Below are 14,302 nucleotides of genomic sequence, written 5' to 3' on the forward strand. Positions count from 1 at the left end.
TTTCATGCTTCGCTTGGCGGCAGTGCTGGGTCTCTTCGTTTCATTCGCGTTCGCGGCGGACCGCGCGCGGGCGACGGAGCTCGATGGGTTCTGGATGGATTCCCACGGCGAGGTGGTGCTGGAGGTGGAGCCGTGCGGAAAGGCGATGTGCGCCAAGGTCGTCTGGCTCCGTCTCCCTTACGGTCCCGACCGGTTACCCCTCAAGGATTTCCGTAATCCGGACAAGTCTCTGCAGCATCGCGAGGTGTGCGGGCTGCGCGTGATCGACGGGTTCACAAAGCAGCCCGACGGCACCTGGGGCGGCGGCAACGTCTACGTGCCCGATCTCGGCATGAGCTTCAGCGGCTATGCACAGATCCTGAGCCCCACCCAAATCGAGGTGAGGGGCTACGTGTTTCTTCCGTTGTTCGGCTCGACGGAAGTCTGGAGCAAGGTGGCAAAGCCCGCGTATCATTGTCTCAAGGACGGGGTGCCGCCTGCGCCGGACCGGGCGAAGGCCGAGTAAGGCTGCTACCTTCGGCTTTTACATCTTGCGTTTTTTCCGCCCGGTTACGGGGCGGAAATGCCCCGCTCGGCTTCGCGCTTCACGAACTCGCGCTGGGTGTCGGTGATGTAGTCGCGCACGATCGGCACGGCATCGCGCTTCTTGGCCAACTGCATGTGGAATACGAGCTGGCTGCCGGTGCGGAACATCATTTCCGCGCTGATGAGATAGAACTCCCACATCCGGCAGAAGCGCTCGTCGTACATCTCGGCCACCTTGGCGCGGTTCGCCTGGAAGCGGCTTTCCCAATGCGCGAGCGTCTTTGCGTAGTGCAAGCGCAGGAACTCGAGGTCGGTGACCCAGAGGCTGTTCTGCTCGACGGCCGTGAATACTTCGGAAAGAGCGGGCGAGTAGGCGCCGGGGAAGATGTACTTCCTGAGCCAGGGGCTCGCGGTGCCGGGCGGGCTCATGTGGCCGATTGAGTGAAGCAGCATCACGCCGGTGTCGGTCAGAAGCTCGTTCACCTTGGCGAAGTACTCGCCGTAGTGGTGCACCCCGACGTGCTCGAACATGCCGACGGAGACGATGCGGTCGAAGCGGTCGGTGAGATCGCGATAATCGCGCAGCTCGAAGCGGACGCGGTCAGCGAGGCCGAGGGCCTTGGCCTTCTCGTTGGCGAGCTTGCACTGCTCCTTTGAGAGCGTCACGCCGACGACCTGCACGTCCGCCATGCGGCCGAGATAAAGGCCCATGTCGCCCCAGCCGCAGCCGATGTCGAGCACCTTCTGGCCGGGTTTCAAGTCGAGCTTCGAGGCGATGAGGCGCAGCTTGTTCTGCTGGGCTTCCTCGAGCGTGTTGTCGTCGCTCGTGAAGTAGGCGCAAGAGTACTGCATGCCGCGGTCGAGGAAGAGGCGGTAGAAGTCGTTGCCGATGTCATAGTGATGAGCAACGTTCTGCTGCGCCTTGCCGATCGGGTTCGCCTGCTGGAAGCGCTTCAGTCCGCGAGAAACTGAGCGCAACACCTTCTGCAGCGGATAGGAGCCGAGCGAGAGTCGGTTGACGGAGAAGAGCGTGAGGAAGTCGCGCAGTGTCGAGTTCTCGAAGCTCATGCGGCCGTCCATGTAGGCTTCGCCCGCGGCAAGCTCCGGGTTGAAGAACAGGCTGCGGTAGAGCGTCGGATCGGTCAGGCGCATGGTCACGTCGGGACCGGGTGCGCGGCCGCCGAAGACGTGGGTGCGGCCCTCGGCGTCGATCACCTTGAGGGTGCCGACGCGAACGAACGACTTCATCATGTGCGAAAGCGGGAACATTGCGTCGCTACCTCTAAACTCAGGCGTAGAGAATCGTGGGCGTCCGGGCTGCCTCGGCGGCTGCGCGGATGGCGGCGATGTTGGCGGCGTAGCTTTCCTTGGTACCGCCCTTGAAGACGGCGGATCCGGCGACGAGTGCGTTGGCGCCGGCAGCGACGACGAGGCCCGCGGTGTCGGGCGTCACGCCGCCATCGATCTCGATGTCGATCGGGCGATCTCCCACCATCGCGCGAACGCGACGGATCTTCTCGAGCTGCGCCGGGATGAAGGCCTGGCCTCCGAAGCCGGGGTTCACCGTCATCAGCAGGATGAGGTCCACGCGATCCAGCACGTGCTCGATCGCGCTCTCGTGCGTCGAGGGATTGAGGGAGACGCCCGCACGGCAGCCGAGCGCGCGGATGGCTTGCAGCGAGCGATCGAGATGCGGGCCTGCCTCGGCGTGAACCGTGATGATCTCGGCGCCGGCCTTGGCGAAGGCTTCGAGATAAGGATCGGCAGGCGTGATCATCAAATGGCAATCGAAGGTCTTCTTCGAGCTCCCGCGGATGGCACTGATCACGGGCGGGCCGAAGGTGATGTTGGGGACGAAGTGGCCGTCCATCACATCGAGATGGATCCAGTCCGCGCCGGCCGCATCGACAGCCGCCACTTCGGCGCCGAGACGCGCGAAGTCCGCGGACAGGATCGAAGGCGCGATGATGAGGGGCCGGGGCATCGTATCTCCGCCATCCGTTCGAGGTTTCAGGCTCTTGCCCTACACGCGGAGCTGCAACTCGACAAGTGCGGAAGGCCCCGCATCCCAAAGATTGTCCGTTGACCGGTCCTTGGAATGGGTTAGGCGGGTGCGTTCAGGCGTTGCTCTCGGCCCGGATCAGTGGGCGTATCCGGGAAGTTCTGCGGCATCCTTGGACCGGCAGAGCTTGAGGGCGAGACGAATGGCCTCCTTGGGATCGCGGCGGATCGTCGAGAGGGGGATTCGCTCGCGGAAGAAGTTCGCCCAGTGAAACTCGGCGTAGGGCTCGGGCGCCTTATCGAATCCTTCCGCCTCGCGCACTTCCCAGGCCAAGTCGCGGAACGGATCATGTCGCAGGGCATGAAGCGAAGTCGGTAGTAACGACGGCGGGATGCGCCGTCCGAACTCGTCATAGGGGTAGAGGCGGCCTTCGGCTTCCATCCGCTGCCAGAATGCGTGGCGGGACAGTTGCGAAATGTCGTCGATCACGTGGACGTAGGCGGTCTTCACCTGCGCGAGGCAAAGGGCAAGCCCGAAGTGGTGGTGATCGACAATGAAGAGTGCGCCGTCGGGGCCGCGCACGGCCGGGATCGGTCTCTTGCAGAGAAGCTTCTCGATCTTCTTGCGCTTGCCGGCGCGGTTTTCGACCTTGCGCTGCTTGCGCGTCACGGAGCGCATACCGACGGCCATCTGGGTCGGGCGAAGCGCTTCGAGAGGCGCCTGGAGGAGCGCGCCAACGGCCATTCGATTGCGCCGCTGGGCAGTTTCATCGGGATGTGCGGTGGAGAGGGTCTTGCGTGGCCAATGGTAATCGAACGCCAGCGCATCGTACATGTGCGTTACCCCACGCGTCGTCGGTCGTTGTGTCCCTTCCGGAAAAGCTAACGAGGCTTTGGTAAACGAAAGGTAAAGGCGGAGGGGGCGGCCCCGCGGCATCGACTGCTTCAGGCGACGTCGGCGAGGGCCAGCGTGCTGGCCGTGCTGTTCGCGCCGACCTGAGCGACGGCAATTCCGGTCTTTGCGCTTTTCGCACGCAGCTTGATCTGAGCGAGATAGGAGGCGACCTCCTCCGCGCTCATGGCGGGTGCGTGCTGATCGAGGTCGAGGGCCGCGATCGAGCAGGTGAGAAGAGGGAAGGCCTGATCGCGGCCGTCGCGGCTCTTGCCGATGATGACGCCGGCTTCGCGGTCCAGAGGCGAATAGAGGCTTTCCGCCTCGAGATTGAAACGCTGCCGGATGGTGGGCAGAAGGGCGAGGAGAGGTGCGCTGTGCTCCTCCACGCCGCCTATGAAAAAGTCGTCGCCGCCGATGTGGCCGACGAAAATATCGCGCTCGATCTGAAGCGACTTCAAGATGTTGGCGAGCATCATGAGCGCCCGGTCGCCGATGCGGAAGCCATATTTGTCGTTGAACGGCTTGAAGTTGTCGACGTCGAGATAGCAGACCAGACGCCGCAGCCCCTGGCGTTCGGCAAGCTCGTCCAGATAGGCGCGGATGGCCTGATTGCCGGGCAGGCGCGTCAGAGGATTGCGGTTGGACGCCTCGCGCGTGCGCATGTCGTTCGAGAGCTTGAGCAGCCCTGTGGTCGGCAGGACGCCGCAATAGGCCATTTGATCGATGACGATGATAGCATCGTTGGCGTCGCTTCCTGACAGCTCGAGCAGGGGATCGAACGGGGAGTTGATGTCGGCGACGACGGCTGAGCAGACGAAGTTCTTGAGGCCAAATCCCAAAGCCTTGTTGCGCAGCAGCTCGCGGCCGAAGCGGGAGTAGATGAAGGGCTTGATGTCACGCTCGCGGACGATGCCCCTCGGCATTCTTCCGGCGTCGATGATCGGAATCATGGTTTGGCGGGGATTGCGCTCGAAGATCTCGAACACGTCCGCGAGGGACGCCTCCACGGACAGCGGCATGAGGGGTTCGACGAGGGCGCGCACGTCGTCGGCCGAGAGTCCGTTGCCGCGCCGGCATTGCTCGTTGCCGATCACGCCGTAGCTGGTCTTCAGCTCGGCCGTGTCGATTACAGGACGGGAAATGTAGTAGCCCTGCGCCAGGTCGCAGCGAATGCGGCGGCAGCTATGCAACTCCGCCGTCGTCTCGATGCCTTCGGCAATGACACGGATGCCGAGCGCATGAGCGAGATCGACGATGGATGAAACGAGCACGCGCTTCTTGGGATCGGATTGCACCGAGGAGACGAAGAAGCGGTCGATCTTCAGGAAATCCGGATTGCATTTGTAGAGCATCTGCAGACCGGAGTTTCCGGTGCCGAAATCGTCGAGGGCAACCGAGAAGCCAGCTCTGCGGAGACTTGCGACTTCGCACTCGAAGGCTTCTGCTTCGAGAATCTGATTGCGTTCCGACAACTCGATGCACACGTCGGATGGGTTCATGCCGTGTGCGGACAGAAGCTGCGTCAGATGCGCCTCGATCTCGCGGCGTCTTCCGAGGAGGCGGCCGTCGAGGTTGAGAAAGAGCAGGGCCCAGCCATTCTCCCGGGCGCCTGCAAACTTCGCGAGCGCCTTGGTCTGGATGACGAGCTCGAGCTCAAGCAGCACACCCGTTGCGTGCGCGTGCTCGAACAGGCTTTCGGGCGAGGCAAAGCCGAGGCGGTCCGTCTGGCGCACGAGGCTTTCGTAGGCAAGCGTGCGGCCGGTGTTGATGTCTACGATCGGCTGGAGCGCGCAGTCGAGATCCGCGCCCGCGCGCATGAGAAAAAGGTTCGGATCTCGTTGCCAACTGACGTCGACTTCGGCTGTTGCATTCGGCATTGCACGACCCTGTACCCGCTTGAGCGGACCCTAAGGGTGCAGAGCTTAAGGACGCGCTAATCGCAATCCACGCAAGTTGCTGAAATATATGGTATTATTCCCGTCTTTTTGTCGTCGTTCCGTCATCTTTCGCTGTGCTGCTCAGAAGAACGTTCTTCTCTTGCGCTCGATGAGCTGAAGGATCATCGGCGTCAGGATGAGCTGCATGGCCAGATCGAGCTTGCCGCCCGGAATGACGATCGAGTTTGCGCGCGACATCCAGCTGTTCTGGATCATTGACAGCAGATAGGAGAAGTCGATGCCGCGCGGGTTCTTGAAGCGAATGACGACCATGGATTCGTCGGGCGTGGGAATCCAGCGCGCAACGAACGGGTTCGAGGTGTCGACGGTCGGGATGCGCTGGAAGTTGATGTCGGTCTCTGTGAACTGCGGGCAGATGTATTTCACGTAGTCCGGCATGCGGTGGAGGATGACGTCGGTGATCGCCTCGGGCGAGTATCCGCGCTCCTCCTTGTCGCGGTGGATCTTCTGGATCCATTCGAGATTGATGACGGGCACGACGCCGATGCGTAGATCCGCGTGGCGGGCGATGTTGACCTTGTTGGTGATCGCGGCGCCGTGCAGACCTTCGTAGATCATGAGGTCGGTGCCGTAAGGGATCTCCTCCCAGGGCGTGAAGGTGCCGGGCGGTGCGCCGTAGATTTCGCTTTCGGCCTGGTCGTGGACGTAGTGGCGCGCGCGGCCCGTGCCGATCTCCCCATAGGTCTTGAAGAGCAGCTCGAGCTCCGGCAGCAGGTTCGCCTCCTCGCCGAAATGGCTGAGCGTGTAGTTGCCTTGGGCCGCGGCGGCCTCTGACGCGGCGTGCATTTCATCGCGGTCGTAGCGGTGGAACGCATCCCCCTCGATGAAGACCGCCGTGATCTTCTCGCGCCGGAAGATCTGCTCGAACGTGCGCCGGACACTGGTGGTGCCGGCGCCTGATGAGCCTGTGACGGAGATGATGGGGTGCTTGGCGGACATTTTTCTTCGTTCGGTCTTGTACGGATTGGCGGAAAGGGTGAGGTGCGTGGCTTCGGATCAGATTCTGAACAGGCCGCGCCGTCCGAACAGCGGCGAGCGCTCGCCTAGTCCGTGCGGGTCGTGGTGCAGGCGTGCAAGATATTCCACCTCGCTCTTCGATCCGCCGACGAAAGCCGTGCGTTGGTGAAGAGAGGCGGGCGTTTGATCGAGGATACGCTCGCAGCCCGAGGTCGCGGCGCCCCCGGCTTGCTCGATGATCCAGGCGAGGGGGTTTGCTTCGTACACCAGGCGCAGCCGGCCCATGGTGTAGCTGTCGCGGAGGTCCGCCGGATAGAGGAAGATGCCGCCCCGGACCAGGATGCGATAGATGTCGGCGACCGGAGAGGCCGTCCAGCGCATGTTGAAGTTTTTGCCGCGCGGTCCCTCGCTGCCGCGCAGGCAATCGTCGATGTAGGTGCGGATCGCCTCGTCCCAATGACGATAGTTGGACGCGTTGATGGCATACTCGCGCGTGGTGGCAGGAATCTCGATGTTCTCCGCCGTCAGCAGGAATTGCCCCGAGACGCGCTGCAGCGTGAATATGTGCGTACCGCTGCCGAGGGTGAGAACCAGCGTGGTGTAGGGGCCGTAGACGGCAAAGCCCGCCGCGAGTTGCGCGCGGCCCGGCTGGAGAAAGCTCGACGCGTCCACGCCATTACAGCGAGCCGGCAGCACGGTGAAGATCGTGCCGACCGAGACGTTGGCGTCGATATTGGAGGAGCCGTCGATGGGGTCGACGGCGACCGCCAAGGGGGCGCCGGGGTGGATAGGAAGCGCCCATTCCAGCTCCTCCGATCCGAGCGAGGCGACAGGCGCGTCCTTGAGCGCGGCGACGATCAGATCGTTGGCGCGAACGTCGATCTCCTTCTGGGCGTCGACACCGCTCTGGCGGCCTGTTTCCGAGCCGAGCGCGCCGGCCAGTGCGCCCAGGCTCACGAGATTGCCGATCCGGCCACAGGCCTCGGACAGGCGAACGACCGTGACGGCGATGTCGGCCCGCGCGGGATCTCCGTGGGCCCAGCGATCCAGAAAGGCCCCTAGATCCATCGGGTCTGTCATCCAGCCTTTTCCTCCCATGGCTTCCCGGTCGTTAATCGGCCGCTTCCGGCCTGCCGAGACTTTTGCCTCGTCTCATTCGAGGGGTAGCCGGGCGTTCGCGCAAGGTTGAACTTTAGTCTCACCTATGAGTAGCCGCGATGTGATGAACAATTCTTAGCAAATGACGATGTATATCTTTTAGCGTGTATAATACTTATGAGCACAATTAATAGGTGTATGTGCGATGGAGGCTGTCGAGCGTACCCGGCCCTCGGCCGGGAACTGGCGGGGCGGTGCGCGCGCGGGCGGAGGGTTCGCCTTTCTTGCCGCGCCCCTCATGGCACAGGTTCTTCTGCTGTCCGGCGTGCTCAACCTGCTGCAGCTCTCGACCTCGGCGTACATGCTCCGGATCTACGACCACGTGCTGCCGTCGCAGAGCCTGGGGGCGCTCGGGATGCTGACGGGGCTGGTGCTGGGCCTGCACGCAGGGTTTGCGCTGCTCGACATGGTCCGCTCGCGCCTCCTTTTTCGCGCCGGGCTGACGTTCGTCCAAAGCCTCGACATCAAGGTACTCGACGTCGTGCGCACGGCTCCGGCGCGGCGAGGCCTCGAAGCACTCGGCGACGTGGAGCGGATCAGCCGGTTCGTCACCAATTCCGGCCCTTCGGCCTTTTTCGATATGGTGTGGGCGCCGGCCTTCCTGGTGGCGGTGGCACTGCTGCATCCGGTGCTCGGCCTGTTCGCACTCGCGGGAATTCTGCTGCTGGTCACGGTGGCCGTATCGGCGGAGCTTCACGCGCGGGATGTGAGCCGGAGGCTTACGCGGAAGCGGCATCAGCGCGCGGTTCTGGTCCGCGACCTCGTGGCTGCGTGCGCCGTTCCTGATGGCTGCGTGCGCTGTCTCGATATCGCCCACCGCTGGCGTGCGGCGTCACGAGGGTACTATCGGCTCAGGGCGTGTGCGGCGCGCCGGTCGTTGCGGTTCGGTGCGCTCGCAAAGGGATTGCGGTTCATGCTGCAATCGGGTGGGCTCGCGGTCGGCGCTCTGCTCGTGATTGAAGGCGCCATGAGCCCCGGCGCGCTCATTGCCTCCTCCATCATCCTGGGCCGCATTTTCGCGTGCTTCGACGCGGGTATCGCGCATTGGCGGGACTTTTCCGCCGCGCGCGAGAGCCACGACCGGATCGCCGCGCTACTCGCGAGGTAGGAGGTAAGGAGAGGGCGTTCGCTAGATCTTGAATTCCTCAATGTTGGCGAAGGCGGAGCGCAGGGCGTCCGACCAGGCGGTCGAGAGTTTCTTGAAATACTCGTCGTCCTGGAAGATGCGCTTCTCGCGGCGCGCATCGAGGCTGTCGCGCTCATAGAGCAGGATGTCGATCGGCATTCCGACCGAGAGGTTCGAGCGCAGCGTCGAGTCGAACGAGAGCAGGATGAGCTTCGCGGCCTCGCCGAGGCTCATCTCGGGACGCGCCACGCGGTCGAGGATCGGCTTGCCGTACTTGTGCTCGCCGATTTGCAGGAAGGGCGTGTCGTCGGTTGCTTCGATGAAGTTGCCTTCGGAATAGATCTGGAAAAGGCGGGGACGCTCGGTGCCGATCTGTCCGCCGAGGATGAAGGACGCGGAGAAGCCCGCCTTGCTCATCTCGAGCGCGGCGCCATCCTGGCGGCGCACGTCGCGCACGGCGTCGCCCACGAGGCGGGCCGCGCGATACATGGAGGGCACGGTGAAGAGCGTCGGGCCGCTGTTGTCGGTGGAGGCAAGCTGCTCGTTAAGATTACTGACGACGGACTGCGTCACGGCCAGATTGCCGGCAGAGAGCAGCACGAGCACGCGGTCGCCGGGCTGGCGCCAGAAGTGGAGCTTGCGATACTGGGCGATGTTGTCGACACCGGCGTTGGTCCGCGTGTCGGCCGCAAAGACAAGGCCGCTGTCGAGCCTCAGCGCGACGCAATAGGTCATCGCGAGCATCCTTCCTGGTTCAGGCAGCTACTGTTGCTGCTGAGCGCCTTGCTGCTCAACTTCGACCTTGACGTCAAGGGCCTCGTTCTCGCCGCCGCGCTGGGTGCCACGAATGGGTGAGGCGGTGGCGGCATCGAAACCGCAGGCCAGGCGCACGTAGCGCTCTGTGGGGCACATGCCGTTCGCCGGATCGAAGCCGACCCAGCCCAGACCGTCGACCCAGGCTTCCGCCCACGCGTGGTGGGCTTCCGATGGTGCCAGCGTGCCCGACAGGAAATAGCCGTTCACGTAGCGGGCCGGGATGCCGATGAGGCGGGCGGCGGAAATGAAGATGTGGGCGTGATCCTGGCACACGCCCCTTCCCTCGGCGAGGGCTTCGGCCGCGCTCGTGTGCTCGTGGGTGGCGCCGATTTCGTACTCCACCGCATCGCGCACGGCGCGCATGAGGGCATGCAGGCAATCCAGCGTGTCGGTCGGGATCTTGCCGTTGCTGACGCTGCGGGAGAGATCGCGAATGCCCTTGTCGGGGGCGGTCTTGGGTGTTTCGCGCAGGAAGACGCGGCGCGGGGCTATTTCGGTAAGCCCTCGCACGATGCCGCACGTATCCTCGGTCTCGACGATGCCGGAGGCTTCGATCGTGATACCTTCGTGCAGGGCCCCGAGGGAGGCCAGGTGGACGAGGTTTCCGAAGCCATCGCGGTATTCGATGTGCTTGTCGAAGCCCGGCGCGGAGATGGCCCAGCTCACCACCTCCTGCCCTTCGAAGGACGGCGGCGTGAGGCGCAAACTCTGGATCGAGTAGCGCGCGGGTGTCTCGTAGCGGTAGGTCGTTCTGTGGCGAATCTCGATCAGCATCCGCCCCTCAAGAATTGAAGTGATAAGCCTCGGAGATCTCATGCGCGACGCGATTGTTGCGTGCGATGAACTCGATCAGGAACTCGTGAAGACCCGATTGGAAGATGGTGTCGATGTCGCCCTTGTCGAGGAGCGCGAGCGTGGATCTCGCCGTTTTCGCGCAAGGCATCTCCTCGCCGTAAAGGGAGGAGAGATCATCGAGGGTGCTCTCGATCTCGCCGTAGCAGGCGCGCAGCGAGCGGGGCATGGCGCGATTGAGGATGAGATAGTCGGCGATGCGCCATGAGCGATAACTGTCCTTGTAGACCCAGCGGTAGCTTCGGTGCGCCGATACGGATCGCAGGATCGCCTCCCACTGCGCGTTGTCGACGCCGCTGCCGATCATGCTGGTGGAGGGCAGAAGCACGTAATACTTCACGTCCAGGATGCGCGCTGTGTTGTCCGCCCGCTCCAGGAAGGTGCCGAGCTGGCTGAAGAAGTAGGTATCGTTGCGGAGGATGGTGTTGAGGAGGGCGCCGCGATAGGCGGCCGATCGCTCCTTGATCCAGTCGAGGATGCGGGGCAGCGCATCCGGGCGCAGCGTATCCGGCTTGATGGTCTGGAATTCGAGCCACGAGCTGTTGAGTGATTCCCACATCTCCCGCGTGAGGGCTGTGCGCTGGGCACGGGCGTTGCGGCGGGCGGTTGCGAGGCAGGCGTGGATGCTCGAAGGGTTGCTCGCGTCGAAGAGAAGAAAGTCGACCACGTTGCGGGTGTCGAGCGTGCCGTGCTTGGCGTGGTACTGCGCGGCGCAGCCGGCGCTTTCGAGGGTGGACGTCCATTCCTGATTGCGGTCGTCGCCCGCGCGGGGAAGGAGCGCGATGCGATAGCCCGCCTCGATGAGGCGAGCCATATTCTCGGCCCGCTCGATGTAACGCGATAGCCAGTAGAGATCGTTCGCCGTGCGCCCTAGCATGTGTTCTGCGACCCGTTTCGCTCGCGGTTTCTTGTCTTAGTCCTGGAGCACCCACGTATCCTTGGTGCCGCCTCCTTGGCTGGAATTGACGACGAGTGAGCCCTTGCGAAGCGCGACGCGCGTCAAGCCGCCGGGCACGAGACGGACCTCGTCTCCAATCAGGACGAAGGGCCTGAGATCGAGATGGCGCGGCGCGATGCCGTCCTCGACCAGGGTGGGACAGGTCGAAAGGGCGAGCGTCGGCTGGGCGATGTAGTTGTCGGGGTTGGCCTTGACGCGTGCGCGGAAGGTTTCGATCTCCTCCTTGGTTGCCGCGGGGCCGACCAGCATGCCGTAGCCGCCCGAGCCATGCACCTCTTTGACGACCAGCTCGGCCATGTTCTCGAGGACGTATTTGAGCGCGTCGGGCTTGCGGCAATTGTGGGTCGGCACGTTTTTCAGGATGGGCGGCCGGCCCATGTAGAATTCGATGATCTCGGGGATGTAGCTGTAGATGGCCTTGTCGTCGGCGATGCCGGCGCCGGGGGCATTCACGATGGTGACGTTGCCGGCGCGGTAGACATCGAACAGGCCGGGGACGCCGAGCATGGAGCTGGGATCGAACGTCAGGGGATCGAGGAACGCGTCGTCCACGCGCCGGTAGAGAACATCGACGCGGCAGAGGCCCTGCGTCGTCTTCATGTTGAGATACCCGTCCATGACGACGAGGTCGGAGCCTTCTACAAGCTCGACGCCCATCTGGTCGGCGAGGAAGGCGTGCTCGAAGTAGGCGCTGTTATAGATACCGGGCGTGAGCACGGCGATCACGGGGTCCGTATCGAGGCGATGGGGCGCGACACTTTCGAGCGTCTTTCTCAGATTATCCGGATAGGTCTCGACGGGGGCGACACGGTTCTCCGCGAACAGGTTCGGGAACATGTGCATCATCGTCTCGCGGTTCTCCAGCATGTAGGAGACGCCGGAAGGCGTGCGGGTGTTGTCCTCGAGAACGTAGAACTCGTTCTCGGCTGTCCGCACGATGTCGATGCCGATGATGTGGGAGTAGATGCCGAGCTCGGGCTCGACGCCGATCATCTCCGGCACGAACGCGCTGTTCTGGATGACGAGCTCGGCGGGGATGCGTCCCGCCTTGATGATCTCCTGGCGGTGGTAGATGTCGTACATGAAGGCATTGAGCGCCTTCACGCGCTGCTCGATGCCCGTCGACAGGCGGCGCCATTCGGCGGCCGAGATGATGCGCGGGATCATGTCGAAGGGAATGAGGCGCTCGGCCGCCTCGGCGTCGCCGTAGACGGCGAAGGTGATGCCCGTGCGCCGGAAGAGTAGCTCTGCTTCGGCGCTCTTCTTGCGAAGGTCCTCGACGCGCATCGTATCGAGCCATGCGGAAACCGCCGCATAAGGCTCGCGCACGCCCTGGCCGAGTCCGTTCATCTCGTCAAAAGCTGGCTTCAAGTCCGATGCCCTGATTTGCTCCATGCTTCGTGTATGGCAAGAGCCGGGCCAATCCGAAGGCCGAAAGAAAAGCCAATGTTTCCGCGGATTTCGTCAGAGGCCGCTGCTTATTTCGCAGACAGTTGCCTTTCTCGCGTGCAGTGCACGATTAAAACGTGGTCACCTTGGCGAAGGCGCACACATGCCTTCCCTGAACGCAGAGCTGCGTTGCGCGGGAGACGCCAGCCGGGCCTTGACGAGTGCGGCGTTCCGTTCTTTAATTTCTGTCATGACAGAAATAACAGTACATAATGGTTCGCTGCCTCCCGCCGTCGAGCGCTTCGTGGTCGCCTGGGGCGAAATGGGGGAGATCTGGGGCGTCAACCGCTCGGTATCCCAGATCCATGCCTTGCTTTACGTGTCGGACCGGCCGCTTTCGGCGGAAGAGATCGCGGACAAGCTCAAGCTCGCGCGGTCGAACGTATCCACCTCCCTGCGCGAGTTGATGAGCTGGTCGCTGATCCGGCGCGTCTCCGCGTTGGGAGACCGGCGCGATTTCTACGAGGCCGAGGCGGACGTGTTCGAGATGGTGCGTCGGATCGCAGCCAACCGCAAGACGCGGGAAATCGATCCGGCCATCGCGGCGCTTCGTCAGTGCATCGCTGCGGCCGAGGGCGATGCGCGCGTCTCGGGCGAGGTGCGCAAGCGGTTCCACGCGATGCTCGATTTCACGGAGGGCGTGGCGCGGAGTTTCGACGAGGTGCTGCAACTGCCAACGCCCGTGCTTGCCAAGCTGATCAAGATGGGGGGCGCGGTGGCGCGCTTTGCCGGGCTCACGGCCGGGCGCCGTTCGAAGCGAGGCCCGCCAAGCGCCTGAGCCAGCCGGGGCGCGACCGAAAGTCCGGGCGGTGGACGTGTCGAGGATGTTGCGATGACCGCGTTGCCAGCCTTCCAGCCTGACTGGGATTCGAGCCCCGATGCTCGACCGCAAGAGGTCGCGCTCCCGCTTTTCGCCGCCGGGCAATGTCCGGACTTGGATACCAGCGTGGTCGACCTCAGGTTCCGCGCCCTGGTCGGAGAGGCAGGCTGGATGCGGCTGCCGATGGCCGTGCAACGCCGCTTCTCAAAACGTCTCGCTGCCGGTGCAGTGCTGATCTATGCGGGGGAGGTTCTCGAAACGCGGCTTTCACGCGCCGGGAAAGTTCTGTCGTTCCTCGCTCGCGTCCTCGGTGCGCCTCTTCCGCTCGACGACGGCATGACGGGTGGCGCCACGGTGGCGGTGATGGAGAACGCCGGGCTCGGCGGGCAGAGTTGGACGCGGACTTATGCGCGTGCCGGGCGGTTTCCCCAGGTGATCCACTCGGCCAAGTGCTTCTCCGGCCCGACGGGGCTCGAGGAGCACGTTGGCCGCGGGGTGGGCATGTCGCTGTCAGTGGTGGAGGAGAACGGTGCGCTCGTGTTCCGCTCGGTGCGCTACTTTCTGGCGTTGGGACGTTGGCGGATCCCGGTGCTGCGTGCGATTGCGCCTGGAGACATGGAGATCGTGCACAAGGACGAGGGCGGCGGTGCGTTCCTCTTCACGCTCACGCTTTCTCACCGTTGGTTCGGAACGCTCATACGGCAGACGGCCCGTTTTCACGACGCGTGACGCCGGGGACCGCGTGCCCTTGGGCCGCCTTGATTTGGATTTGTGGTGACCGGCAGTG

The 14,302-nt window shown here is 63.6% G+C and carries 14 protein-coding genes; 4 read left to right on the forward strand and 10 right to left on the reverse strand.

Features of this window, described 5'->3' with window-relative positions; translation table 11 throughout:
* Positions 1-4: 4 nt before the first annotated feature.
* Positions 5-505, forward strand: a complete 501-nt coding sequence (locus F812_RS0101580; RefSeq protein WP_020084201.1) for a DUF2147 domain-containing protein — start codon at positions 5-7, stop codon at positions 503-505.
* Positions 506-549: 44 nt separating this feature from the next.
* On the opposite strand, the gene F812_RS0101585 is transcribed toward F812_RS0101580, so the two are convergent.
* The 6 genes from F812_RS0101585 to F812_RS0101610 form a co-directional block, all read right to left on the reverse strand.
* Positions 550-1,794, reverse strand: a complete 1,245-nt coding sequence (locus tag F812_RS0101585) for an SAM-dependent methyltransferase (RefSeq protein ID WP_020084202.1) — start codon at positions 1,792-1,794, stop codon at positions 550-552.
* Between the two features lie 19 nt (positions 1,795-1,813).
* Positions 1,814-2,509: a ribulose-phosphate 3-epimerase gene (gene rpe / locus F812_RS0101590; protein ID WP_020084203.1), complete on the reverse strand. Its 696-nt coding sequence runs from the start codon at positions 2,507-2,509 to the stop codon at positions 1,814-1,816.
* Positions 2,510-2,665: 156 nt separating this feature from the next.
* The gene (locus F812_RS0101595) at positions 2,666-3,361 is read right to left on the reverse strand and encodes a ParB-like protein (protein WP_020084204.1); all 696 of its coding nucleotides are present in this window, start codon (positions 3,359-3,361) and stop codon (positions 2,666-2,668) included.
* A 110-nt stretch (positions 3,362-3,471) separates the two neighbouring features.
* On the reverse strand, positions 3,472-5,298 hold the full coding sequence (locus F812_RS22165; RefSeq protein ID WP_083929026.1) for an EAL domain-containing protein: 1,827 nt from the start codon (positions 5,296-5,298) through the stop codon (positions 3,472-3,474).
* Positions 5,299-5,439: 141 nt separating this feature from the next.
* Positions 5,440-6,318 carry a phosphoribulokinase gene (locus F812_RS0101605; protein WP_020084206.1) on the reverse strand — a complete coding sequence of 293 codons (879 nt, stop codon included), beginning with the start codon at positions 6,316-6,318 and terminating at the stop codon, positions 5,440-5,442.
* A 57-nt stretch (positions 6,319-6,375) separates the two neighbouring features.
* Positions 6,376-7,416 carry a class 1 fructose-bisphosphatase gene (locus tag F812_RS0101610; RefSeq protein ID WP_026867763.1) on the reverse strand — a complete coding sequence of 347 codons (1,041 nt, stop codon included), beginning with the start codon at positions 7,414-7,416 and terminating at the stop codon, positions 6,376-6,378.
* A gap of 223 nt (positions 7,417-7,639) precedes the next feature.
* Between F812_RS0101610 and F812_RS0101615 the strand changes: the two genes are divergently transcribed.
* Positions 7,640-8,602 (forward strand): type I secretion system permease/ATPase, encoded by a 963-nt coding sequence (locus tag F812_RS0101615; RefSeq protein WP_020084208.1) that lies wholly within the window; start codon positions 7,640-7,642, stop codon positions 8,600-8,602.
* Between the two features lie 21 nt (positions 8,603-8,623).
* Here the strand turns inward: F812_RS0101615 and F812_RS0101620 are convergent, their stop codons facing one another.
* From F812_RS0101620 to F812_RS0101635, 4 genes are read right to left on the reverse strand one after another with little or no spacing between them, the layout of a single operon-like run.
* Entirely contained in the window at positions 8,624-9,355 is a 732-nt protein-coding gene (locus F812_RS0101620; protein ID WP_026867764.1) for a proteasome-type protease, read from the reverse strand.
* A gap of 27 nt (positions 9,356-9,382) precedes the next feature.
* Entirely contained in the window at positions 9,383-10,210 is an 828-nt protein-coding gene (locus tag F812_RS0101625) for a transglutaminase family protein (protein WP_020084210.1), read from the reverse strand.
* 7 nt (positions 10,211-10,217) lie between these two features.
* Positions 10,218-11,165, reverse strand: coding sequence for an alpha-E domain-containing protein (locus F812_RS0101630; protein ID WP_020084211.1), 948 nt, complete (start codon positions 11,163-11,165; stop codon positions 10,218-10,220).
* 36 nt (positions 11,166-11,201) lie between these two features.
* Positions 11,202-12,617: a circularly permuted type 2 ATP-grasp protein gene (locus F812_RS0101635; protein WP_026867765.1), complete on the reverse strand. Its 1,416-nt coding sequence runs from the start codon at positions 12,615-12,617 to the stop codon at positions 11,202-11,204.
* 268 nt (positions 12,618-12,885) lie between these two features.
* On the opposite strand from F812_RS0101635, the gene F812_RS22170 reads away from it, so the two are divergent.
* Both F812_RS22170 and F812_RS0101645 read left to right on the forward strand, forming a co-directional pair.
* Complete coding sequence (locus tag F812_RS22170; protein ID WP_051113735.1) at positions 12,886-13,473, forward strand: GbsR/MarR family transcriptional regulator; 588 nt, start codon at positions 12,886-12,888, stop codon at positions 13,471-13,473.
* 54 nt (positions 13,474-13,527) lie between these two features.
* Positions 13,528-14,244 carry a DUF4166 domain-containing protein gene (locus F812_RS0101645; protein ID WP_020084214.1) on the forward strand — a complete coding sequence of 239 codons (717 nt, stop codon included), beginning with the start codon at positions 13,528-13,530 and terminating at the stop codon, positions 14,242-14,244.
* Positions 14,245-14,302 lie beyond the last annotated feature (58 nt).

It is taken from the genome of Hyphomicrobium zavarzinii ATCC 27496 (genome assembly GCF_000383415.1).
Classification (GTDB): domain Bacteria; phylum Pseudomonadota; class Alphaproteobacteria; order Rhizobiales; family Hyphomicrobiaceae; genus Hyphomicrobium_C; species Hyphomicrobium_C zavarzinii.